Annotated in this window: 25 protein-coding genes, 1 rRNA gene and 2 other annotated features (1 of these 28 cut by a window edge); all 26 genes read right to left on the bottom strand. The window is 44.9% G+C overall.

Translation table 11 applies throughout. The features are described from left to right. Positions 1 to 13: 13 nt before the first annotated feature. A complete protein-coding gene (gene rpoB, locus NSQ37_RS05995; RefSeq protein WP_003156440.1) occupies positions 14 to 3,595 on the bottom strand; it encodes a DNA-directed RNA polymerase subunit beta in 3,582 nt (1,193 codons plus the stop codon). A gap of 244 nt (positions 3,596 to 3,839) precedes the next feature. Next, on the bottom strand, positions 3,840 to 4,445 hold the full coding sequence (locus NSQ37_RS05990; RefSeq protein WP_020955220.1) for a class I SAM-dependent methyltransferase: 606 nt from the start codon (positions 4,443 to 4,445) through the stop codon (positions 3,840 to 3,842). Positions 4,446 to 4,536: 91 nt separating this feature from the next. Beyond that, positions 4,537 to 4,908, bottom strand: coding sequence for a 50S ribosomal protein L7/L12 (gene rplL / locus NSQ37_RS05985; RefSeq protein WP_003156436.1), 372 nt, complete (start codon positions 4,906 to 4,908; stop codon positions 4,537 to 4,539). Positions 4,909 to 4,949: 41 nt separating this feature from the next. Next, positions 4,950 to 5,450 (bottom strand): 50S ribosomal protein L10, encoded by a 501-nt coding sequence (rplJ, locus tag NSQ37_RS05980; protein WP_007410396.1) that lies wholly within the window; start codon positions 5,448 to 5,450, stop codon positions 4,950 to 4,952. Positions 5,451 to 5,513: 63 nt separating this feature from the next. After that, positions 5,514 to 5,656: a sequence feature (ribosomal protein L10 leader region), on the bottom strand. Positions 5,657 to 5,704: 48 nt separating this feature from the next. After that, positions 5,705 to 6,403, bottom strand: coding sequence for a 50S ribosomal protein L1 (rplA, locus tag NSQ37_RS05975; protein ID WP_003156431.1), 699 nt, complete (start codon positions 6,401 to 6,403; stop codon positions 5,705 to 5,707). Positions 6,404 to 6,497: 94 nt separating this feature from the next. Further along, a complete protein-coding gene (gene rplK, locus NSQ37_RS05970) occupies positions 6,498 to 6,923 on the bottom strand; it encodes a 50S ribosomal protein L11 (RefSeq protein WP_003156430.1) in 426 nt (141 codons plus the stop codon). Positions 6,924 to 7,090: 167 nt separating this feature from the next. Then, on the bottom strand, positions 7,091 to 7,624 hold the full coding sequence (nusG, locus tag NSQ37_RS05965) for a transcription termination/antitermination protein NusG (RefSeq protein WP_003156423.1): 534 nt from the start codon (positions 7,622 to 7,624) through the stop codon (positions 7,091 to 7,093). 167 nt (positions 7,625 to 7,791) lie between these two features. Beyond that, a complete protein-coding gene (gene secE, locus NSQ37_RS05960) occupies positions 7,792 to 7,971 on the bottom strand; it encodes a preprotein translocase subunit SecE (RefSeq protein ID WP_003156422.1) in 180 nt (59 codons plus the stop codon). Between the two features lie 32 nt (positions 7,972 to 8,003). Beyond that, the gene (gene rpmG / locus NSQ37_RS05955; RefSeq protein WP_003156421.1) at positions 8,004 to 8,153 is read right to left on the bottom strand and encodes a 50S ribosomal protein L33; all 150 of its coding nucleotides are present in this window, start codon (positions 8,151 to 8,153) and stop codon (positions 8,004 to 8,006) included. Between the two features lie 85 nt (positions 8,154 to 8,238). Then, entirely contained in the window at positions 8,239 to 8,895 is a 657-nt protein-coding gene (gene sigH / locus NSQ37_RS05950; protein ID WP_003156415.1) for an RNA polymerase sporulation sigma factor SigH, read from the bottom strand. A 62-nt stretch (positions 8,896 to 8,957) separates the two neighbouring features. Beyond that, positions 8,958 to 9,470, bottom strand: a complete 513-nt coding sequence (gene rae1 / locus NSQ37_RS05945; RefSeq protein ID WP_003156414.1) for a ribosome-dependent mRNA decay endonuclease Rae1/YacP — start codon at positions 9,468 to 9,470, stop codon at positions 8,958 to 8,960. 6 nt (positions 9,471 to 9,476) lie between these two features. Next, a complete protein-coding gene (rlmB, locus tag NSQ37_RS05940; protein ID WP_003156413.1) occupies positions 9,477 to 10,226 on the bottom strand; it encodes a 23S rRNA (guanosine(2251)-2'-O)-methyltransferase RlmB in 750 nt (249 codons plus the stop codon). After that, positions 10,210 to 10,641, bottom strand: coding sequence for a Mini-ribonuclease 3 (locus NSQ37_RS05935; RefSeq protein WP_003156412.1), 432 nt, complete (start codon positions 10,639 to 10,641; stop codon positions 10,210 to 10,212). Before NSQ37_RS05935 ends, rlmB begins: the two co-directional genes overlap by 17 nt. 4 nt (positions 10,642 to 10,645) lie before the next feature. Further along, complete coding sequence (gene cysS / locus NSQ37_RS05930; RefSeq protein ID WP_003156411.1) at positions 10,646 to 12,046, bottom strand: cysteine--tRNA ligase; 1,401 nt, start codon at positions 12,044 to 12,046, stop codon at positions 10,646 to 10,648. Continuing rightward, on the bottom strand, positions 12,043 to 12,696 hold the full coding sequence (gene cysE / locus NSQ37_RS05925) for a serine O-acetyltransferase (RefSeq protein WP_003156410.1): 654 nt from the start codon (positions 12,694 to 12,696) through the stop codon (positions 12,043 to 12,045). Before cysE ends, cysS begins: the two co-directional genes overlap by 4 nt. A gap of 74 nt (positions 12,697 to 12,770) precedes the next feature. Next, positions 12,771 to 13,004 (bottom strand) — a binding site (T-box leader). A gap of 2 nt (positions 13,005 to 13,006) precedes the next feature. After that, positions 13,007 to 14,458 carry a glutamate--tRNA ligase gene (gltX, locus tag NSQ37_RS05920; protein ID WP_007410392.1) on the bottom strand — a complete coding sequence of 484 codons (1,452 nt, stop codon included), beginning with the start codon at positions 14,456 to 14,458 and terminating at the stop codon, positions 13,007 to 13,009. Between the two features lie 91 nt (positions 14,459 to 14,549). After that, entirely contained in the window at positions 14,550 to 15,026 is a 477-nt protein-coding gene (gene ispF / locus NSQ37_RS05915) for a 2-C-methyl-D-erythritol 2,4-cyclodiphosphate synthase (protein ID WP_003156407.1), read from the bottom strand. Further along, positions 15,019 to 15,717 carry a 2-C-methyl-D-erythritol 4-phosphate cytidylyltransferase gene (gene ispD / locus NSQ37_RS05910; RefSeq protein WP_015239038.1) on the bottom strand — a complete coding sequence of 233 codons (699 nt, stop codon included), beginning with the start codon at positions 15,715 to 15,717 and terminating at the stop codon, positions 15,019 to 15,021. The genes ispF and ispD overlap by 8 nt, the downstream gene beginning before the upstream one ends. Positions 15,718 to 15,729: 12 nt before the next feature. Beyond that, positions 15,730 to 16,830 (bottom strand): PIN/TRAM domain-containing protein, encoded by a 1,101-nt coding sequence (locus tag NSQ37_RS05905; protein WP_003156403.1) that lies wholly within the window; start codon positions 16,828 to 16,830, stop codon positions 15,730 to 15,732. Between the two features lie 113 nt (positions 16,831 to 16,943). Further along, positions 16,944 to 18,026 carry a DNA integrity scanning diadenylate cyclase DisA gene (disA, locus tag NSQ37_RS05900; RefSeq protein ID WP_007615225.1) on the bottom strand — a complete coding sequence of 361 codons (1,083 nt, stop codon included), beginning with the start codon at positions 18,024 to 18,026 and terminating at the stop codon, positions 16,944 to 16,946. Between the two features lie 3 nt (positions 18,027 to 18,029). Beyond that, positions 18,030 to 19,409, bottom strand: coding sequence for a DNA repair protein RadA (gene radA / locus NSQ37_RS05895; protein WP_015239037.1), 1,380 nt, complete (start codon positions 19,407 to 19,409; stop codon positions 18,030 to 18,032). A gap of 93 nt (positions 19,410 to 19,502) precedes the next feature. After that, on the bottom strand, positions 19,503 to 21,935 hold the full coding sequence (gene clpC / locus NSQ37_RS05890; RefSeq protein ID WP_015239036.1) for an ATP-dependent protease ATP-binding subunit ClpC: 2,433 nt from the start codon (positions 21,933 to 21,935) through the stop codon (positions 19,503 to 19,505). After that, positions 21,932 to 23,023, bottom strand: a complete 1,092-nt coding sequence (locus tag NSQ37_RS05885) for a protein arginine kinase (protein WP_003156398.1) — start codon at positions 23,021 to 23,023, stop codon at positions 21,932 to 21,934. Before NSQ37_RS05885 ends, clpC begins: the two co-directional genes overlap by 4 nt. Next, complete coding sequence (locus NSQ37_RS05880; RefSeq protein WP_007410387.1) at positions 23,023 to 23,580, bottom strand: UvrB/UvrC motif-containing protein; 558 nt, start codon at positions 23,578 to 23,580, stop codon at positions 23,023 to 23,025. Before NSQ37_RS05880 ends, NSQ37_RS05885 begins: the two co-directional genes overlap by 1 nt. 13 nt (positions 23,581 to 23,593) lie before the next feature. Beyond that, positions 23,594 to 24,058 (bottom strand): transcriptional regulator CtsR, encoded by a 465-nt coding sequence (gene ctsR, locus NSQ37_RS05875; protein ID WP_003156396.1) that lies wholly within the window; start codon positions 24,056 to 24,058, stop codon positions 23,594 to 23,596. A gap of 227 nt (positions 24,059 to 24,285) precedes the next feature. After that, positions 24,286 to 24,287, bottom strand: a 5S ribosomal RNA gene (rrf, locus tag NSQ37_RS05870); it runs 114 nt beyond the window's last position.

Here is a 24,287-nt window from a genome sequence, read left to right as displayed (position 1 = left end):
TATCAATCAGAGACTACTCTTTCGTTACTGCGTCACGTTCAACGTCTGGAGATGCTGTTTCTTCCGGCGCTTCATCACCTGATAATGCAAGGCCGTCAGCTTGTTTCGCATCTTCCTCGTCTTCTAGATCTCTCATTTCTATTTCTTCTTCATCGCCTGAAAGGATTTTTACGTCCATACCTAAGCTTTGAAGCTCTTTGATCAATACTTTGAATGATTCCGGAACACCAGGCTCTGGAACATTGTCGCCTTTGACGATGGCTTCATATGTTTTCACACGTCCGACCACGTCATCGGACTTCACAGTCAGGATTTCTTGAAGCGTGTAAGCTGCGCCGTAAGCTTCAAGCGCCCAAACCTCCATCTCACCGAAACGCTGTCCGCCGAATTGGGCTTTACCGCCGAGAGGCTGCTGCGTAACAAGTGAGTAAGGACCTGTAGAACGGGCATGAAGTTTATCATCAACCATGTGCGCCAGTTTGATCATGTACATGATTCCGACAGATACACGGTTGTCAAACGGTTCTCCCGTACGGCCGTCATAAAGAACTGTTTTAGCGTCTCTTGACATGCCTGCTTCTTCAAGTGTTTCCCACACATCTTCTTCACGCGCGCCGTCAAATACAGGTGACGCGATGTGAATGCCGAGGTAGCGGGCAGCCATACCCATGTGAAGTTCTAATACCTGACCGATATTCATACGTGATGGTACACCCAGCGGGTTAAGCATGATATCGATCGGCGTGCCGTCAGGAAGGTAAGGCATATCTTCTTCAGGAAGAATCTTCGAGATAACCCCTTTGTTTCCGTGACGTCCGGCCATTTTATCACCTTCAGAAATCTTACGTTTCTGAACGATATATACGCGTACAAGCTGGTTCACTCCCGGAGGAAGTTCGTCGCCGTCTTCACGGTTGAAGACTTTTACGTCGTGGATAATTCCGCCGCCGCCGTGAGGCACACGGAGAGAAGTATCACGGACTTCACGCGCTTTTTCTCCAAAGATCGCATGCAGAAGGCGTTCTTCAGCCGTAAGCTCAGTTACACCTTTAGGCGTTACTTTACCTACAAGAAGGTCTCCGTCGTTGACTTCCGCACCGATACGGATAATTCCGCGGTCATCAAGATTGCGAAGCGCGTCTTCCCCTACGTTTGGAATATCACGGGTGATCTCTTCCGGCCCAAGCTTTGTATCACGTGCTTCTGATTCATATTCTTCAATGTGAATAGATGTGTATACATCATCTTTCACAAGGCGTTCACTCATGATGATGGCATCCTCATAGTTGTAACCATCCCATGTCATGAAGCCGACCATTACGTTGCGGCCGAGAGCAAGTTCACCAAGCTCCATTGAAGGTCCGTCAGCAAGGATTTCTCCTTTTACTACTTCATCGCCGACACTGACGATCGGACGCTGGTTGTAGCACGTACCTTGGTTGGAGCGGACGAATTTCAGCAAGCTGTACTTATCCAGGTTGCCTTTTACTTTTTGGCCGTCAATTTCTTCATAGCGGCGCACCCATACGTTTTTCGCTTCCACCCGTTCTACGATACCAGGGTGTTTACAAATAACGGCTGCACCGGAGTCTTTACCGGATACGTATTCCATACCCGTTCCGACGATCGGAGCTTCCGGCTGCATCAAAGGCACAGCCTGACGCTGCATGTTCGCTCCCATGAGGGCGCGGTTCGAGTCATCGTTTTCCAAGAACGGAATACATGCTGTCGCAGCAGATACAACCTGTTTAGGAGATACGTCCATGTAATCCACGCGGTTGCGGGCTACAACGGTGTTTTCCCCTCTGAAACGCGCTACGATGCTGTCATCCAAGAAAGAACCGTCATCGCTCAGCTTAGCATTCGCTTGGGCTACGACATAGTTATCCTCTTCATCAGCAGTCAGGTAGTCGATTCTAGGCGTTACTTTTCCTGTTTCAGGATCAACGCGGCGGTATGGCGTCTCAATGAAACCAAAGCGGTTTACTTTCGCAAATGATGACAATGAGTTGATCAAACCGATGTTCGGGCCCTCAGGCGTTTCAATCGGACACATACGGCCATAGTGAGAGTAGTGAACGTCACGTACTTCCATACCTGCGCGCTCACGTGTCAAACCGCCCGGTCCGAGAGCTGACAGACGGCGTTTGTGCGTCAATTCAGCAAGCGGGTTCGTCTGATCCATGAATTGAGAAAGCTGTGAGCTTCCGAAGAACTCTTTAATAGACGCAATAACAGGTCTGATGTTAATCAGCTGCTGCGGCGTAATTGTATTCGTGTCTTGAATAGACATTCTTTCACGTACGACACGTTCCATCCGGCTTAAACCGATACGGAATTGGTTTTGCAGGAGCTCACCTACAGAACGCAGACGGCGGTTTCCGAGATGGTCGATATCATCAGTGTCGCCCACTCCGTGCAGGAGGTTGAAGAAGTAGCTGATAGAAGAAATAATATCAGCAGGCGTAATGTTTTTAATCGCCTCTTCGATGTAAGCATTGCCGATCACATTGATCGTCTGCTCTCCTTCTGCATCGGTAGGAGCATAGATTTTAATGGATTGAAGCATCACTTCATCCTCGACAACGCCGCCGTTAGGATAAAGTTTTCTGAAGCCGATTCCATTTTCTAAGTATGGCAGTACTTTATCAAGTGTTCTTCTGTCAAGAATCTGCCCTTTTTCAGCGAGAATTTCACCGGTTTCCGGATCCACCAGTGTTTCTGCAAGGCGCTGGTTAAACAGGCGGTTCTTGATATGAAGCTTTTTATTAATTTTATAGCGTCCTACATTCGCAAGGTCGTATCGCTTCGGATCGAAGAAACGGGAATCCAGCAAGCTTTTTGCGTTTTCTACTGTAGGCGGCTCTCCGGGACGAAGGCGCTCATAGATTTCAAGAAGCGCTTTGTCACTGTTTTCAGTGTTGTCCTTATCCAGTGTATTGCGGAGATATTCATTCTCACCAATGAGATCGAGAATCTCTTGGTCGGAACCGAAGCCGAGAGCACGCAAAAGAACCGTAACCGGCAACTTACGTGTGCGATCAATGCGGACATACACAACATCTTTCGCATCAGTTTCGTATTCTAACCATGCGCCACGGTTTGGAATGACAGTCGCGGTAAAACCTTTTTTACCGTTCTTGTCTACTTTACCACTGAAATATACACTTGGAGACCGAACAAGCTGAGATACGATAACACGTTCTGCACCGTTGATGATAAAAGTACCGGTATCTGTCATAATAGGGAAATCACCCATGAAGACATCCTGGTCTTTTACCTCTCCAGTTTCTTTGTTAATTAAACGAACCTTCACTCTCAGCGGAGCTGAGTAAGTCACATCACGTTCTTTTGACTCTTCAACGGGATACTTAGGATCTCCTAAACTGTAGTCAATGAACTCTAGAGAGAGGTTACCAGTGAAATCCTCAATTGGTGATATGTCTTGAAACATCTCTCTAAGACCCTCATCAAGAAACCACTGATAAGAAGAGGTTTGAATTTCAATGAGATTTGGTAATTCTAACACTTCGCTAATGCGAGCATAGCTTCTGCGCTGGCGGTGTCGTCCATACTGAACTAGTTGACCTGTCAACTGATTCACCCCTCAAATCATGCGTATTATATGTGTAATAAGCATCTCTTACGATAAAGAAATACTTTTACAAGACAAAAGAAAAAAGGGTTTCTAATTAAGAAAACCACATCCAAAAACAAATACCGATTTTATTAGCATTTCCATGTTTGTATAATTTATACATGCACTATGATTATTTCAGCATATCATGCAAAATATATACATTGGCATTTTACAATATTAACATAGCTGAAAATTCAAGTCAAACTTTTTTTGCTTTTATGATATAATAGCCTTTCTTTTTTTGAACCACAGAAACTTCGTCAAAAAGCTCCTTCAGTTTTTCAATGGCAGAAGGCCCGCCCTGTTTTTTCTGTATAACGATCCACAATTCACCTGAAGCCCTTAAATGCTCAGCGCTTTTTTCAAAAATGGCATGGACAACTTTTTTTCCGGCGCGGATTGGGGGGTTTGTAATAATAGAAGCAAATGTTTGAGCAGAATCAATATTTGAAAATAAATCACTCTGATAAATCCGAACGTTTTTTATTCCGTTTTTTTCTGCATTTTCATTTGACAGCTCTACGGCTCTTTCATTCACGTCAATCATGTGCACGGTCCGGTCTGTAAATGCACCGGCGAGTGACAGACCGATCGGGCCGTAACCGCAGCCTGCATCCAGGAAGTCACCATCGATCTCCGGCTCGTCAAACGCTTCAATTAAGACACGCGAACCGAAATCAACTTCCTTTTTCGAGAAAACGCCGCTGTCACTTGTGAATGTATAAGATCTGTTCCGCAGTGTAAATGACCATGTCTGTTTATCGCTTTTAACTGAAGGTTTTTCTGAATAATAGTGATCACTCATTATTAGAACCTCCTTTTATAATGGCACTTAAAGAAAAGCAAAGAAAAAGCCCGCCTCATAAAAGCGAGCTTCCCCTACAGGCAAGTGAAGATTACTTAACTTCTACAGAAGCGCCAACTTCTTCAAGTTTAGCTTTAAGCTCTTCAGCTTCTTCTTTCGCAATACCTTCTTTAAGTGGTTTTGGAGTGTTGTCAACAAGTTCTTTAGCTTCTTTCAAGCCAAGACCAGTGATTTCACGAACAACTTTGATAACTTTGATTTTCTGAGAACCTGCACCAGCAAGGATAAGGTCGAATTCGCTTTGCTCTTCAGCAGCGCCGCCAGCAGCAGCTCCGCCAGCTACAGCTACAGGAGCAGCAGCAGTTACGCCAAATTCTTCTTCGATTGCTTTTACTAGGTCGTTCAATTCAAGTACAGTTGCTTCTTTAACGGAAGCAATGATTTCTTCGATATTTAAAGCCATTTGAAATTCCTCCATTTGTTTTATTTTAGGGTAAAATCAGATTAAGCGCCTTGTTCTTCCTTTTGGTCTGCAACTGCTTTAGCTGCAAGTGCAAGGTTGCGAACTGGAGCTTGAAGTACGCTAAGCAACATAGAAAGTAAGCCATCGCGTGAAGGAAGTTCAGCAAGAGCTTTCACTTCTTCAACAGAAGATACTTTTCCTTCGATAACGCCCGCTTTGATTTCCAGAGCTTCGTGATTTTTCGCGAACTCGTTAAGAACTTTTGCCGGAGCGATAACATCTTCAGTACTGAATGCGATCGCATTCGGTCCAGTTAAGACATCATTCAAACCATCAAGTTCAGCTTGTTCAACCGCACGGCGAGTCATTGTGTTTTTGTACACTTTGAACTCTACGTTAGCTTCGCGAAGCTGTTTACGGAGTTCAGTTACTTCAGAAACGTTAAGTCCGCGGTAGTCAACGATGATCGTTGATTTGCTTTCTTTCAGTTTAGAAGCAATCTCTTCAACAACAACTTTTTTTGTATCAATTGCGCTGCTCATGGTTACACCTCCTGTAGATTTTGTGTAACACTTATACCGCTAGGTGATCACGACTGTGACGACGATTTCATATAAAAAGCCTCCATGTGGACATGGAGGCTGTATATACAAGCATACGTAACGTAATAGCTGTGATATATATACACCTCGGCAGGATATTAAGCCTTAACGGCCCCTGCTGTCTACGGTATAAATGACATATTATATTTTACAACATTTTGAATCATATCAGAATGCTGATCTAAAGTCAAATATTATTTTACGTTGAAAGTAGAAGCGTCTACTTTGACACCAGGGCCCATAGTAGAAGTAACGGCAACGTTTTTCACGTAAACACCTTTAGCCGCAGCCGGTTTTGCTTTCAGGATTGTATCATACATTGTTGTGAAGTTCTCAACAAGTTTTTCATCCTCGAAAGAAACTTTTCCGATCGGAACATGGATGTTACCAGCTTTGTCAACGCGGTATTCTACTTTACCAGCTTTGATTTCGCCGATTGCTTTTTCCACTTCGAATGTAACAGTTCCTGTTTTAGGGTTTGGCATAAGACCTTTTGGTCCAAGTACACGGCCGATTTTACCGACTTCACCCATCATGTCAGGAGTCGCAACGATTACATCGAATTCGAACCAGCCTTGCTGGATTTTCGCGATGTAATCAGAATCGCCAACGTAGTCTGCACCGGCAGCTTCAGCTTCTTTTGCTTTTTCGCCTTTAGCGAATACAAGCACGCGCTGAGTTTTACCAGTTCCGTTAGGAAGTACAACTGCACCGCGGATTTGCTGATCGTTTTTACGAGGGTCAACCCCTAAACGAAAAGCAACTTCAACTGTAGCGTCAAATTTAGCTGTGTTTGTTTTTTTAGTAAGCGCCACTGCTTCAGCGACATCATAAGCTTTCGCACGGTCTACAAGCTTCGCAGCTTCAACGTACTTTTTACCTTTTTTAGCCATTTTAAAATTTCCTCCTTATGTGGTTATAGCGGAATAACCTCCCACGAATAAGGGTTGCGAACTTGTGAAAACTCGCAACCCGACAAGAAACAAATTAATCCTCGATAACGATACCCATACTGCGGGCAGTACCTTCAACCATGCGCATTGCCGCTTCAACGTCTGCTGCGTTTAAGTCAGGCATTTTCGTTTCAGCGATTTCGCGAACCTTATCGCGCTTAACGGTTGCCACTTTATTACGGTTTGGTTCACCAGAACCAGACTCAATTCCAGCTGCTTTTTTAAGCAATACTGCAGCAGGCGGAGTTTTTGTAATAAATGTAAATGAACGGTCTTCGTAAACCGAAATTTCAACAGGAATGATTAAACCAGCTTGGTCAGCTGTACGAGCGTTAAACTCCTTACAGAATCCCATGATATTTACACCGGCTTGACCTAGTGCAGGTCCAACTGGCGGCGCTGGGTTAGCTTTTCCAGCAGGAATTTGCAATTTTACAACTTTTACTACTTTTTTAGCCACGAGACACACCTCCTTAAGTCCGTGATGTGGTAATAGGGTAAACCCTCCCACTCAAGGTTTCATTCTTTATATGAATGACGAAATATCAAGCTAGCTGCCTTGGATTAGTCCAAGACGTACCTTTGCTATATTATCATTAATATATAGCAATTTCAAGTTTTTTCACATTACAATTTGTCGATCTGGGTAAATTCCAGTTCAACCGGCGTTTCACGGCCGAACATGTTAACGAATACTTTCACTTTGCTCTTATCATAATCAATCTCTTCAATTGATCCTGTAAAGTTGGCGAAAGGTCCGTCTATGACTTTGACTGTCTCATTCAATTCAAAATCAATGTCGGTTTTCCGCTCATCCATGCCCATGCGTTTTAAGATGGTTTCCGCTTCGCCAGGAAGAAGCGGAGTCGGCTTTGAGCCTGAACCGGCTGATCCGACGAATCCGGTAACGCCCGGCGTGTTGCGGACCACATACCAGGAATCATCAGTCATGACGATTTCAACAAGCACATAACCCGGGAACACTTTCTTTTTGACTACTTTTTTCTTGCCGTTCTTAATATCAGTCTCTTCTTCTTCAGGGACGACAACGCGGAAAATTTTATCCTGCATTCCCATTGATTCCACACGTTTTTCAAGGTTCGCTTTTACTTTGTTTTCATAACCGGAATACGTATGAACAACATACCAATTCTTTTCCATTCTATCAGGACTCTGCAGTCCTTCCCTCCCCGCATTTAAAAATGAAGTGTAAAACAAAAAATAGGCTCAGGGCCTATGAATCCTTTTTTCAACAACACAATAAAAAACCCGCTGAACGGGTTTTGGCAAACGATATTATGATCTATTATAGCACGTATTGCTGATCATTATTCAACTATTAAACGAATTAATTGAGAAATTCCTGTATCAAGGAGGGCAAAAAAGATAACAAAAAAGATAACCGTTGAAATCACCGTGATCGTATAGCGCGTTAACTCTTTGCCTTTAGGCCAGCTAACCTTTTTCATTTCTTTCCCAACATCTTTAAAGAAACTCATCATGCGCATGTAAAAGACCTCCACAATTTAAAAAGCGAACACTATTTTGTTTCTAAATGAGCTGTATGTGAATTGCAAGTGCTGCAGTACTTCTTAACTTCTAACCGCTCAGCCGCTGATGCAGAGCTTTTCATTGTCGTATAATTACGATTTCCGCATGTTTTGCATGCCAGCGTAATCTTTTTTCTCATGTCGTTACACCTTTTCCTAAACATTCATTTATCTTAATAAAATAGCACAGTCAGAAAAATTCTGTCAATATGACACAGAAACCTGCTACAGGCTGATCTCTCTTATTTCTAAATACTTTTCAAGCTTGCGCTTCACGCGCTGCAGGGCATTATCGATTGATTTTACGTGTCGGTTTAAGTCATCTGAAATCTCTTGGTAACTTCTTCCGTCCAAGTACAAAACAAGCACCTTTCTCTCCAGATCGCTCAGCAGTTCTCCCATTTTCATTTCGATATCATCAAATTCTTCCTGATTAATAATCATCTCTTCAGGATTTAACGTTTTAGCGCCTGAAATGACATCAAGCAGTGTTCTGTCAGATTCTTCATCAAAAATAGGTTTGTCTAAAGAAACATAGGAATTTAAAGGAATGTGTTTCTGACGGGTAGCTGTCTTTATTGCGGTAATAATCTGGCGGGTAATGCATAATTCTGCAAAAGCTTTAAATGAAGTAAGCTTGTCCTCTCTAAAGTCTCGGATAGACTTATATAAGCCTATCATCCCTTCCTGTACAATATCTTCTCTGTCGGCCCCTATTAAAAAATAAGACCTTGCTTTCGCCCGTACAAAATTACGGTACTTCGTAATCAAGTAATCTAACGCATCACTATCCCCAACATGAACCTTTTCAATGACCTGCTCGTCCTCCAACTGGCAAAATTGCACTTTGTTGAACTTTCCCTTGCTGTTCTGTAGATTCACTGCGATCCCCCCGGCGCACGTAGATAGAAATATTATACATTAATGGGCGAAAAAGCGTCAACCTAATCCAGACCGCCTCGGCGCCACTTTTCAAACGTTTTCAAAACCTCTTCGGACAGCTCGATTTTACCCGGTGGTTTTTCAGAAGTGATCTTTGAAACCCGCCTTTGAATCCGGCGTTCTATCGTATCCACTTCCCTCAGGAGCTCCCGGGCGGATTTACGGAGAGCCCCTTGTCCGAAAATCGCCCACTGCTCCGTATAATCGGAGGTTGCGACATGAATCTGTGTCGCAATATTATTCAGCGCCTGGGCAAGCTTCTCGATCCGCTCATCCGCCGTTTCATTCTCCCGTGTGAAAATCACTTCGACTCTGTGATTCGTTTGTTTTTTCTCTATGCCTTTTACCAGGTGTGCGTCAAACACCACAATGACTCTGATTCCCGTGTAGGACTGATATTCCGCCATCTTCTGGATCAGTACATCTCTCGCTTCTTCAAAACTGTTCGCTTTTAAATCCTTTAGCTGCGGCCAAGCTCCAATCATGTTGTATCCGTCTACTAACAGGATGTCCATCTGTCTTCATTCCCCTAAAGGATTGCGCTTCCGATAGACTTCATACATGAGAAGGCCGGCCGCTACCGACGCATTCAGAGACGTGACTTTTCCGGCCATCGGAAGCTTAATGAGAAAATCACATTTCTCTTTCACAAGCCGGCCCATTCCTCTGCCTTCGCTTCCGATAACGAGCGCCAAAGGCATCTTGCCGTCCATAGAGCGGTAGTCTTCCCGGGCGGATGCATCCGTTCCGACGACCCAAATCCCCCGCTCCTTCATTTCATCAAGTGTCCGGGCAAGGTTGGTCACCTTCACGACGGGAATGTGTTCAATCGCACCGGTCGAAGCTTTTGCGACCGTCGAAGTCAGTCCGACCGCTCTGCGTTTCGGAATCACGATGCCGTGTGCACCGACAGCGTCAGCCGTTCTCATGATGGAACCGAGATTATGAGGGTCTTCCAGCTCGTCCAGTATGAGAAAGAAAGGCTGTTCGTTTCTCTCTTCCGCTCTTTTATATAATTCGTCTAATTGTGCATATTCATATGCCGCCACCTGGGCGACAACACCCTGATGCTGCCCCTCCACCATCTGATCGAGTTTTTTCCTCGGTACAAATTGAATGGTGACGCCGCGCTTTTTAGCAAGCTCCATAACTTGCTGGGCCTGTCCTTTTACTGTGTTTTCCGCCATCCATAACTTATACAGCTTGCGATCTGACTTCAACGTCTCAATCACCGCGTTTTTTCCTATGACGTAATCATGTTGCTGACTCATTTGTTTTCCTCCCTGACGTCCCGACTTGTATAGCCTCAGCAATCAGCTGATTCAGTCTTTCTTCTCTTTTCTCAAGAAAAAGGTATCCGAGTAAAGCCTCAAAAGCTGTACTATGGCGGTACGTCTGTACATCTGTGTTTTTAGGCGTCGTCCCTGATTTCGCGTTTCTGCCTCTTCTCAGCACGGCTTCCTCTTCCTCCGTGAAAAAGGATTCGTCCTGAAGGCGGAACAATATGTCTGCCTGTGATTTTGCCGATACAATCCGGCTCGCCTTCTTATGAAGGTCATTCGGTTTCGTAAAGCCCTGCTTAAGCAGGTGATGCCGGACGTATATTTCAAAAATGGCATCACCCATATAAGCAAGCGCAAGACCGTTTAACTGCTTTGAATCTTTGATTTGTTCAAATTGAAGCATCCGCTTACTCTCCCCGCTTCCAGCGAGTTCCCTGGGCCGTATCTTCAAGAATGATATTCATGCTTTTCAGCTGATCGCGAATCTGGTCTGACAAAGCAAAATCGCGATTGCGGCGGGCTTCATTTCTCTTCTCAATCAACTCTTCAATCTCTTCGTCGACAAGCTCTTCTTCGCCGAGCGTAAGTCCGAGAACAGATCCGATTCTGTCAAACATGCTGATAAAGGCTTTAATGACGTGATCCGCCGTATTGTCTTCCTGCATGTAGTAATTGGCGAGCTTCGCCAGATCAAACCAAACGGAAATCGCATTCGCCGTATTAAAATCATCATCCATTGCTTCTTCAAACGCAGTGCGGTGCTCTTCGATTTTAGCGAGCCATTCCTCATCATTGTCAGTCAGATTCGTGCTGCTAATCAAACGATGGTTTAAATTACTGTAGGCCGTCTTCAGGCGGTTAAACGCGTTTTTTGTTTTCTCAAGCAGCTCTTCCGAATAGTTGATCGGGTGGCGGTAATGAACGGACAGCATGAAAAATCTCAAAAGCTGCGGGTCATATTGCTTAATGATATCGTGCACCAAAACAAAGTTGCCGAGCGATTTTGACATTTTCTCATTATCGATATTGATATATCCGTTGTGAAGCCAGTATTTTGCGAATGTCTTGCCTGTTAATGCTTCAGATTGGGCGATTTCGTTTTCATGGTGCGGGAATGTCAGGTCCTGACCGCCGGCATGAATATCGATTTCGTCACCCAAATACTTTTTCACCATTGCGGAGCATTCAATATGCCAGCCAGGGCGGCCTTTTCCCCAAGGGCTATCCCATGAAATTTCTCCGTCCTTAGCAGCTTTCCAAAGAGCAAAGTCCAGCGCATCCTCTTTCTTCTCGCCGACACGGATACGCGCGCCTGATCTGAGTTCATCAATTGATTGCTGAGATAGTTTGCCGTACCCTTCGAAGGCCCTTGTTTTGAAATAGACGTCGCCTTCTGATTCATAAGCGTAGCCTTTTTTAATCAGTTCGCTGACAAATTCAATAATGGCGTCCATGTTTTCCATGACCCGGGGGTGAAGATCCGCTTTCCGGCATCCGAGGGCGCCCACGTCTTCAAAATACGCTTTAATGAACCGTTCAGAAACGGTCGGGACGTCCTCGCCGAGCTCGTTGGCCGCCTTAATCAGTTTGTCGTCAACATCGGTGAAATTCGATACGTATTGAACATCGTATCCTTTATACTCTAAATAGTTGCGTACGGTATCATACACAATCGCCGGACGGGCGTTTCCGATATGAATATAGTTGTATACAGTCGGTCCGCACACGTACATTTTTACTTTGCCTTCCTCAAGAGGAACGAATGTTTCCTTTTTCCGTGTCAATGTATTATAAAGTGTAATGGTCATTTTTGGTTGATCCTTTCTTTTTTATCTTCCAGTTCAGCCTGCAGTTCAAAAATCTGCTGCTCCAATGCTCTAAACCTGTCAGCAACCGGATCGGGCAAGTCTTGGTGATTGAGATCGCGTTTGATTTTTCTTCCGTTCTGAATGACGACTTTCCCCGGTATGCCGACAACGGTCGAAAAGTCGGGAACATCACGAAGCACAACGGAGCCGGCCCCTACTTTAGAACCCTGCCCGACCGTAATAGAGCCGAGCACCTTCGCTCCGGTTGCAATTAAAGCATCATCTTTTATGGTCGGATGCCGCTTCCCCTTTTCTTTTCCCGTTCCCCCGAGAGTGACACCTTGGAATACCGTCACGTTATTGCCGATTTCACATGTTTCCCCTATAACGACCCCCATACCGTGGTCAATGAAAAACCTTCTCCCGATGGTCGCGCCGGGATGGATTTCAATTCCGGTAAAGAAACGGGCAATCTGTGATATCAGGCGCGCCAGGAAGAAAAATCTCCGTTTATATAAAGCATGTGCAATCCGATGCGCCCATATAGCATGTAAACCAGAATAAGTTAAAACAACTTCGAAATAGCTTCTTGCTGCCGGATCTTGATCGAACACTGTATCTATGTCTTCTTTTAGCATTTTAAAAAACACATGCTTCCCCCCATTCTCTCCCCGCTCCAGTCTGTTTTTCCGCCTATAAAAAAAGCGCCTCTGCATGTAAACATGACAGAGACGCTTTTACCGCGCGGTTCCACTCTGTTTGAAAAACAAGTCACTGTTTTCCCAACTTAAAAGCCGGTAACGGCGGCGGCCGCCTTTAAATACTGATTTCCGCAGAAATGTTCTTCAAAGGTCTTAAGGGCGCACTTCTAAAACATGACGCATGAATCTCTCTCAGCCGATGAAGATTCTTTCTGTAATGGTCATTGTTTTATACTCTTCCCTGTCAACAATCGTATATTTAAATGCTTTTCAGGCGTCTGACGGCTGTTTCTCTGCCGATCAGCTCAATGGCCTGCGGAAGCTCAGGACCGTGTGTCTGACCGGTAACCGCTACGCGAATCGGCATGAACAGCTTTTTGCCTTTATGACCTGTTTCTTTCTGAACAGCTTTGATTGAGGCTTTGATCAGCTCAGGCGTAAATTCTTCAAGCTCTTCAAGCTTCGCAGCAAATACGCTGAGCACTTCAGGCACCTGTTCCTCTTCCAGAACGGCTTTTGCCTCTTGATTATACTCGATCTCATCTTTAAAGAACAAATCAGTCAGCTCGACAATTTCAGCGCCGTAGCTCAATTGCTCATGGTAAAGAGAAATTAATTTACGAACCCATTCCTGCTCCTCGGCAGAAAGCTCAGTGCCGACTTTTCCTGCTTTTTGCAGGTGCGGCAGGGTCAGCTCAACCACTTGATCAAGATCCAGCGCTTTGACGTATTGGTTGTTGACCCATTTCAGTTTATGCATATCAAACAGAGCCGGTGACTTAGACAAACGATTCACATCAAAAATTTCAATGAATTGTTCTCTTGTGAAAAGCTCTTCTTCACCGACGGGAGACCAGCCGAGAAGTCCGATAAAGTTAAACAGCGCTTCAGGCAGGTAACCCAGCTCATCATACTGCTCAATAAACTGGATAATTGATTCATCACGTTTACTTAATTTTTTGCGGCTTTCGTTTACGATAAGCGTCATATGTCCGAAGACAGGAACATCCCAGCCGAATGCCTGGAAAATCATGATCTGTTTCGGTGTATTTGAAATGTGATCCTCACCGCGGAGCACGTGCGTCATTTTCATTAAGTAATCGTCAATCGCGACGGCAAAGTTATACGTCGGTGTTCCGTCTTTTTTGACGATGACAAAGTCGCCGATGCCGTCTGATTCAAAAGAAATCTCGCCTTTTACGATATCGTTAAATGCGATGATTTTCCCTTCCGGCACGCGGAAACGGATGCTCGGCTGTCTGCCTTCGGCTAAAAACTGCTCCTGCTCTTCCTGAGTCAGGTTTCTGTGTTTGCCGGAATAGCGCGGCATTTCCCCGCGGGCGATTTGCTCTTCACGTTCTTTCTCAAGTTCTTCTTCCGTACAGAAACATTTATAAGCAAGCCCTTTTTCAAGAAGCTCTTCATAGTACTTTTTGTAAATGTCGTTACGCTCAGACTGGCGGTACGGGCCGTATTCTCCGCCGATATCCACACTTTCATCCCAGTCCATGCCGAGCCATTTCAAATAGTTGAGCTGGCTTTGCTCTCCGCCTTCAATATTTCGCTTTTTGTCCGTATCCTCAATCCGGATAATAAACTTTCCGCCTTGGCTGCGGGCAAATAAATAGTTAAAAAGCGCCGTTCTGGCGTTACCGATATGCAAATGTCCGGTCGGACTCGGTGCATAACGAACGCGTACTTCATTTCCCATGTTCAAATACTTCCTTTCATCTCGTCTGTAGCCTCTAGCCGAATATATGTATCTATTCTACCACCAAATAGACCGGGCATCAAAACAATGATCAGGCTTTTTGGATCAGAACGGTCGCCTGAGCGGCAATTCCTTCGGCTCTTCCGGTAAACCCGAGCTTTTCTGTCGTCGTCGCTTTTACGTTTACTTGAGAGACGTCTGCCTCAAGGCCTTCCGCTATCCGTTTTCTCATAGCATCAATATGCGGCGCCATTTTCGGCTTTTGCGCAATAATCGTGCAGTCTATATTTCCGAGTACGTACCCTTTTTCTTTTACAATGTTCCAGACATGCTGAAGCAGCTTAAAAGAGTCCGCATCCTTGAATTCCGGATCAGTATCCGGGAAATGCTTGCCGATATCTCCTTCACCTGCCGCTCCGAGACACGCGTCTGCGACTGTATGCAGCAATACATCAGCATCTGAATGTCCGAGCAGCCCCTTTTCATAAGGAATTTCAATTCCGCCGATGATGAGAGGACGGCCTTCCGTTAATTGATGCACATCAAATCCTTGTCCGATTCTAAACATTATGATTCCCACTTTCCGCTTTCATGATTGCTTCCGCAAATATCAGGTCATCCGGCGTTGTCAGCTTAATATTGGTATAGCTGCCTTCAACGATACTCACCTGATATCCATCAAGACGCTCGACGAGGCTGGCGTCATCCGTCCCTAAGAAGCCTTTGTTTTCCGCTTCCATATGCGCCGTCTTCAATAAAGAAAGACGAAAAGCTTGCGGCGTTTGAACGGCCCACAAGCTTGAACGATCAAAGGTCTCCGCAACCCGGGAGCCTTCCGCCCGTTTTATCGTGTCTTTCACAGGAACAGCCAGGACAGCCGCTCCCGCCTCCTCTGCTGTTTCCACGAGCTTATCGATATGCTGATGTGTGACAAACGGGCGCGCTCCGTCATGAACAAGGACGACCGATTCCTTATCAATCACTTTCAGTCCTTCGTATACACTGTGCTGACGCTCCGCACCCCCGGTAACAAGCTCAATTTCCGTCTGAATCGGAAATTGGGCCAGCAGCTGTCGAAAATCTTCCCGTTCACTCTCGTTTATCACCAAGATTATTTTCTGACAGGGTGCGTGGCTTTCAAAAACCCGCAGTGTGTGTATAATAACAGGCGCACCTTTTAAGCTGATGAACAGCTTATTTTTCCCGGCCTTCATCCTTTTTCCTTGTCCGGCAGCCGGAATAACGACAACATACTCCATATAAACTCCCTCTTAAAGAGCTTTCTCAAGCAGCTTGGGCTTGGCAAAAATCATTCGTCCCGCCGCTGTCTGCAGTACGCTGGTTACGAGCACATCAATATGTTTCCCTATATAATTGCGGCCTTCTTCCACAACAATCATCGTCCCGTCATCCAAGTAAGCCACACCTTGATTATGCTCTTTCCCGTCCTTAATCACCTGCACATTCATCTCTTCGCCCGGAAGCACAACCGGCTTCACCGCGTTTGCAAGGTCATTAATATTCAGTACCGCAACCTTCTGAAGCTCACATACTTTATTTAAATTAAAATCATTCGTCACAACGACGCCGGATGTCAGCTTCGCAAGTTTGACAAGCTTGCTGTCAACCTCCTGAATGTCCTCGAAGTCGCCTTCATAAATTTCAACCGTAATATCCAGTTCCTTTTGAATGCGATTCAAGATATCCAGTCCGCGGCGTCCTCTGTTACGTTTTAAAACATCTGAAGAATCAGCGATATGCTGTAATTCCTCCAGCACAAATTGAGGAATGACAATGACGCCTTCTAAAAAGCCCGTCTGACAAATATCTGCAATTCTCCCATCAATAATAACACTTGTATCCAAGATTTTCAGCCTTTTATCCTGTTCCTCCTGCTCCTCATCAGCACTTCCCTTTTTCTTCTGCATTCTTGCAGAAATGGAGAAAAGACTGATCAGTTCATCCTTTTTCTTAAATCCGACTTGGAAGCCCAGGTAACCGAGAAAGAAAGCCAGAAAGACCGGAATGATGGTGCTGAATATACGGTACGGAATATTGTCCAGCGGAATCACGTTTACAATGAGATATGCGATGATAAGTCCAAAAACCAATCCGAGACTCCCGAATAACAGATCCGGCACCGGAGCTCTCAGCAAAGAATCTTCAATCCATTTTACCCAATTAATCACATATTCTGTCGTCCATATACTGATGAGAAAAAAGATAATAGCACCAATTGCAGCAGACGTATATGCGTTTGTTATTAAAGGTATGTCCTGTATATTTGACAGCACAAACAATTCAGGTATTAAAAAGATACCGACAACGCCGCCCACAATAATGAAGAACGCCTGAACTATTCGTTTTAACATACCTCCACCTCCTTTTAAGTAGCATTTTTTCAGCAGACTGTCAGAGCCTACAAATTCAGAATAAACAAAAACTAACAATAATATACCCGGATTCCGACAGGTTTAAGCGATTCTTAAAGCTGTCTATCTATATAGTGTTTTTCCTGAAGACGTTTTAAGCCTTTTTTGATTTTTTTGGCGCGCACTTCGCCGATACCCTCAACATCATCAAGCTCTTCTACAGTGGCTTCCGTTATGCTTGGCAAAAATCCGAACGCCTCAACCACATTTTCAACAATCGGCATCGGCAGACGCGGAATTTTGTTCAGCAGCCTGTATCCTCTCGGGAGCACATAATCATCAATATTGGTAGAAGCCGGATATCCAAGCAGCTTAAACAGAATGGAATCATCAAGCAGATCATAGCTGGACATATCCTGAAGCTCTTTTAACAGCACGAACGGATCTTTGATTTTTTCTTTGACATAGTCTTTGATGAAAAGTGCCGCCTCTTCTTCCATGTCCGTAATCAGTTCAATCACCTGCAGACGGATTAAGTGGCCTTCCGTTCCGAGTTCTTTAATATACATATTGATTTCATTTTTTATTCGGAGCACCATTTCATATCGATGCATGACGGACAGCACGTCACTGAATGTCACAAGCTCCTCAAACTCTAATGCGTTTAAAGCCGTAATCGTTTTGTCTAAAATGGTTTTATACTTCTCAAGCGTTTGAATGGCCTGATTTGCCTTTGTTAAAATAAATCCTATGTCCTTTAGTGTGTACTTCATGCTGTCCTGATATAACGTAATGACATTTCTGCGCTCTGAAATGGCGATGACGAGACAGCCGGTCTGCTTCGCCACCCGTTCCGCCGTACGGTGCCTCATTCCCGTTTCTGAAGAAGAAATGGTCGCTTCCGGCATAAGCTGCGTATTCGCATAAAGAATTTTCTGGCCGGAATCACTTAAAATAATGGCACCGTCCATTTTGGCCAGCTCGTATAAGTGAGCGGGCGCAAATGATGTATTAATATGAAAACCGCCATCCACGACTTGCTTTACCTTATCATTGTATCCGACAACAATCAGGCCGCCTGTATTTGCCCGAAGTACATTCTCTATCCCGGCTCTGAGCGGGGTGCCCGGTGCAACGAACTGCAGAATTGCAGACAGGTCAAGCTCTTGTTTCGCCCCTTTTTTCTCTTTTTCCATCTATTATGATCCTCCTAATGAAGTACGAAGCGCTTCTGCAACATTTGCTACTCCGACAACCTCAATCCCTTTTGGTATTGTCCACCCGTCTGCATTCGCCTCAGGTATGATCATGCGCTTGAAGCCGAGTTTCGCCGCTTCCTTTACGCGCTGTTCGATTCTTGACACCCTGCGGACTTCTCCTGTCAGACCCACTTCACCGATAAAGCAATCTGCGGGATTCGGCGGTGTATCTCTGAAGCTTGAAGCAATGCTGACGGCTACTGCCAAATCAATCGCCGGTTCATCCAGTTTGACCCCGCCGGCGACCTTTAAATACGCATCTTGATTTTGAAGCAAAAGACCCACCCGCTTCTCAAGCACAGCCATAATTAACGATACCCTGTTGTGGTCAATGCCTGTAGCCATGCGGCGCGGGTTTCCAAAACTGGTCGGTGATATGAGCGCCTGGATTTCAACCAGGATCGGTCTCGTTCCTTCCATTGACGCAACGATACTCGAACCCGATGCCCCGGCAGAACGCTCTTCCAAGAAAATTTCAGAAGGGTTCAGCACTTCCGTAAGCCCCTCTTCCCGCATTTCAAAGATGCCCATTTCATTTGTGGAGCCGAAACGGTTTTTTACGGCCCGCAAAATACGGAATGTATGGTGCCGCTCTCCTTCAAAGTATAGAACGGTATCGACCATGTGCTCAAGCAATCTCGGCCCTGCGATCGATCCTTCTTTTGTGACGTGCCCGACGATAAAAATAGGTATGCCGTTTGTTTTCGCGATTTTCATCAATTCGGCCGTACACTCTCTTACTTGTGATACACTGCCGGGAGCTGAGGTGATATCACTTTGGTAAACGGTCTGAATGGAGTCTACGACAACAAATGCGGGTTTCATCTCTTGTATAGCAGACGAAATATACTCCATATCGGTTTCAGATAAAACATGTAACATTTGGCTGTTGATTCCAAGTCTGTCGGCGCGCAGCTTCGTTTGCTTCACGGATTCTTCCCCTGAAATGTAAAGCACGCTGCCAGCCGTATCTGCTAATTGTGCGGATACTTGGAGAAGGAGCGTTGATTTTCCGATCCCGGGATCGCCGCCGATTAATACTAACGAGCCTTTCACAACGCCGCCGCCAAGCACTCTGTTGAATTCTTCGAGCTTTGTTTGGACGCGGGGTTCTTCCGATGTTTCAATTGATGAAATGGGTGATGGTTTCTGGACGGTTTGAACGGAGTGGGAGAAAGCCGCCCGCCGATTCGCCGGCGCTTTTTTTATGGTTTCTTCCACCATTGTATTCCAAGCCCCGCAGCCCGGGCACTTTCCCATCCATTTTGCGGATTCATATCCGCATGAGTGGCAGATGAATTTTGTTTTTGATTTAGCCATATATGTTGTAAGACCTCTTCCTTATCGAATATTTCTCTATATAACAAAGTGAGGCATACACTTACTTACGTATGCCTCATGTTTGTCACTATATTAGTTCGTTTTAGCAGTTGTTTTTACGACAAATTCGCCGTCCTCAACATCAAGAACAATGTGCTGGCCTTTATCAATATTGCCTCTGAGGAGTTCTTCTGATAACCGGTCCTCCACATGCTTTTGAATCGCTCTTCTTAACGGACGTGCGCCGTATTCCAAATCGACGCCCTCTTCTGCCACTTTTGCTTTTGCAGCATCCGTCAGCTCGATAGAGAGATCTTGTTCTTTCAGACGTTTTGTTAACTGATCAGACATAAGCGACACTATGTCTGTAAGGTGTTTTTTCTCAAGGGAGTGGAAGACGATAATTTCGTCAATCCGGTTGATAAACTCAGGTCTGAAGGCACGCTTCAGCTCTCCCATGACTTTGTCTTTCATGTCTTTATGGTTTTGTGATTCATCCTGCACATTGAAGCCCACATATTTGTTGCGTTTCAGCTCGCTCGCTCCGACGTTTGACGTCATAATCAGGATCGTGTTGCGGAAATCCACAGTGCGTCCTTTTGAATCAGTCAAGCGTCCGTCTTCAAGCACTTGCAGGAGTATGTTAAACACATCAGGGTGCGCTTTTTCAATTTCATCAAGCAGTACGACAGAGTAAGGTTTTCTTCTCACTTTTTCTGTCAGCTGGCCGCCTTCATCATAGCCGACATATCCCGGAGGAGAACCGACAAGACGTGAAGTTGAGTGTTTCTCCATGTATTCGGACATATCCACTCTGATCATCGCTTCCTCATCACCGAAAATGGATTCCGCTAGCGCTCTTGCCAGCTCTGTCTTCCCAACGCCTGTAGGGCCTAGGAAGATGAATGAACCAATCGGGCGTTTCGGGTCCTTCAGACCGGCTCTTGCACGTCTGACAGCCTTTGCAACAGCTACAACAGCTTCATCCTGGCCGATGACGCGGGAGTGCAGAATGTTTTCCATATTGAGAAGCTTATCTGTTTCCGTTTGGGCAATTTTAGATACAGGCACCCCGGTCCAGCTGGATACAACCATCGCGATATCCTCTACAGAAACTTCGGAGTTCTCCTGGCCTTGTTTTTCTTTCCATGTTTTTTTCGTGTCTTCCACCTGTTCTCTCAGGCGCTGCTCCGTATCACGAAGGGAAGCCGCTTTTTCAAACTCCTGGCTCTGAACGGCAGCGTCTTTTTCCTTGCGAACTTCATCGAGTTTCTGCTCAAGCTCTTTTAAGTTCGGAGGTGTTGTGAACGAACGGAGACGCACTTTTGAACCGGCTTCATCAATTAAATCGATCGCTTTATCCGGAAGGAAGCGGTCAGAAATATAACGGTCGGACAATTTTACCGCCGCTTCAATCGCTTCATCGGTAATGGATACGCGGTGATGCGCCTCATAGCGGTCACGGAGTCCTTTTAAAATTTGAATGCTTTCATCGGCTGAGGGCTGATCGACCTGAATCGGCTGGAAACGGCGCTCGAGAGCGGCGTCTTTTTCGATATATTTACGGTATTCATCAAGCGTTGTCGCACCGATGCATTGAAGCTCTCCGCGGGCCAGCGAAGGTTTTAAGATATTCGACGCGTCAATCGCACCTTCTGCTCCCCCCGCTCCGATCAGTGTATGCAGTTCGTCAATGAATAAAATAATATTGCCGGCCTGACGTATTTCATCCATTACTTTTTTCAAGCGGTCTTCAAATTCTCCGCGGTATTTCGTACCGGCTACAACCGTACCCATGTCTAATGTCATTACGCGTTTATCACGTAAAATTTCCGGCACTTCATTATTGATGATCTGCTGTGCGAGGCCTTCAGCAATCGCAGTTTTACCTACACCCGGTTCTCCGATAAGAACGGGGTTATTCTTCGTTCTGCGGCTTAATACCTCAATAACACGCTGAATTTCTTTGCTTCGGCCGATAACCGGATCAAGACTGTCTTCCTTCGCAATCGCAGTTAAATCACGCGCCAGACTGTCCAGCGTCGGCGTGTTTGCATTGCTGTTCGTACCGGATGCAGAAGATCCCGTCTCATTGCTTCCCAGAAGCTGCAGCACTTGCTGTCTCGCCTTATTCAAGCTGACACCGAGATTATTCAGAACTCTCGCCGCTACGCCTTCTCCTTCACGAATCAGTCCGAGAAGTATGTGTTCTGTTCCCACATAAGAATGTCCTAGCTTTCTGGCTTCATCCATGCTGAGCTCAATGACTTTTTTTGCTCTTGGCGTATAATGAATCGTTTGAGACATTTCCTGTCCCCGTCCGATTAAGCTCTCCACTTCTTTCTGAATTTTATCCGAACCGAGTCCGAGTGCTTGGAGTGCTTTAGCCGCAATCCCTTCTCCTTCACGAACCAGACCTAATAAGATATGTTCAGTTCCAATATTGTTATGGCCTAAGCGCAGTGCTTCTTCCTGTGCCAGTGCCAATACCTTTTGAGCTCGCTCTGTAAACCTTCCAAACATCATATCGAATCATCCTCCTGTCTATTTGCACTCATTTCTAAATGCAGCCTTTCCCTGATAAGAGCCGCTCTTCTCGCGTCTCTTTCGTTCGGCCGTAATGCACCGCCCGAATATTGCTGGAGAAAACCCGGCTGTGTCAAAATCATCAGTTCATTAAGTATATTGCTTGATAGCCCTTTAATGATCCCCAGGTCTATCCCCAGCCGAACGTCAGAAAGGCATTTCGCCGTTTCCTTTGATTCAATCATACGGCAGTTGGATAAAACGCCGTAAGATCTGAATACCCGGTCCTCCAATTCAATTTTCGAGGTTTGGTAAAGCGCTTCTCGGGCTGAACGTTCCTGCTCAATCAGCTGGGCAGCCACACTGTTTAAATCATCTACAATGTCCTGTTCTGATTTTCCGAGTGTGATTTGATTTGAAATTTGAAAGATATTTCCTAATGCTTCGCTGCCTTCACCGTAAATTCCTCTAACAACTAAACCTAATTGATTAATTGCCGGTATAATTCGATTCATTTGCCTAGTTAATACAAGGCCCGGCAAATGCATCATGACTGAAGCCCTTAGTCCCGTCCCTACATTTGTAGGACAGCTTGTTAAGTACCCTCTTTTCTCTCCAAAGGCGTAATCCACTTTCTCCTCAATCCAGTCATCAACCTGGTTCGCCGCTTTTATGGCATTGAGAAGCTGGAAGCCGGGGAAGAGGCATTGAATTCTGATATGATCTTCTTCATTTAACATAATGCTGACTTCTTCATTTTCAGAAAGCAGACAGCCGCCAAAAGGAGATTCCGTTAAATTAGGACTGATCAGATGTTTCTCCATCAGCACCCGTTTTTCCAAAGGCTGAGCTTCACTCATTCTGATTAAATGAAATTGACCGATATCAGGCAGTTCTTTTCCTGAAAAATGATCTTCGAATTGCTGAATGATGGATGAGGCTTCTTCATTCGTATACCGGGCGGGAAACTTTATATTTTCAAAGTTTCGGGCCAACCGTATACGGCTGCTGAGTACAATGTCACTTTCAGGTCCCTTTTGCTTCATCCAATTGCTTAGTGCGTCCTGAATAAAATGCTTGAGCGACATTACCCTTGTTCCCCCTCACTGTCTTTACTTTTTAACTTCTGCTCTAACGATCGGATCTGATCCCTGACCTCCGCTGCTCTTTCAAACTCTTCGTGGTGTATTAAAGATTCAAGTTCTTTTTTTAACATTTCCATTTGCCGTCTTACATGCAGGTTTCCGCCTATTCGTTTTGGAATTTTCCCGGCATGCACCGTATTCCCGCTGTGAACTTTTCGCAAGATCGGCGTAATTTGGCTGTAGAACGTATCGTAACATTCCGCACAGCCGAAACGCCCTGTTTTTCTCAGCTGCTGAAACGTCATACCGCATTTCTTACAAGCTGTGCCTTGCTCTGAGTAGCCGAACATTTGAGAACCGGTGTTTTGAAATGAAGACTCCATATTCAGCAGCCCTGATAATAAATTATGGATCGAGAACCCTTGGTTTCCACTTATACTGTATGAATCGCTATTTTCTTTTGCACATTGTTCACAAATATGAACTTCTTGTTTTTCTCCATTAACAACTTTCGTAAAGTGAAAAGTGGCCGGTCTCTCATTGCATTCTTGACAAATCAATCTTTTCACCCGCTTACTTTAGTTTTAAAGATGTGAGCATTGCTTTCATCATTCTGGCTCTTAGTTCATCCCGTTCGGGCAAATCAATATATAGAACTGAACGATCCATTACACTCACCATCATTTTAGCTTCTCTTTCCGAAATAACTCCGTCCTCTAACAGTCTGAGAATAATGTCATCAGAGGCTGCCTGGGACAAGTGGGTATGAATCTGCGAAATAATATTATTGATGAGGACGACTTCGTTATTCATTTTAATTTTGATAATACGAATATAACCGCCGCCTCCCCGTTTACTTTCAACAATATATCCTCTTTCACTTGTAAATCTGGTGTTGATGACATAATTTATTTGGGAAGGAACACATTGAAATTTATCAGCGATTTCACTGCGTTTGATCTCTAAAATTTCTTTGCCATTTTGATCTAATACTTGTTTCAAGTACTGTTCAATGATGTCAGAAATATTATGTCCCACTCAACCCCCTCCTTTATTGACTTTGACTATATTTGACTTTAATCTTACTATAAGGTGTTTCGCAAAATTTTTCAACTGTATCGCTCTATCTCTATTATTTCCACTTTGCACAAGCATAAAACCTGCTTTTGCAAAAAGGCATATCGTTACGTTTCTCATATTATATAACGTATGCAGAAAAACACAAAAAAGGCAGCTCATGATGAGCTGCCTTTACCGTAATGATAGC

It is taken from the genome of Bacillus sp. FSL P4-0334 (genome assembly GCF_038004825.1).
Lineage (GTDB): Bacteria > Bacillota > Bacilli > Bacillales > Bacillaceae > Bacillus > Bacillus velezensis.
This window is presented reverse-complemented; position numbering and strand designations above follow the sequence as displayed.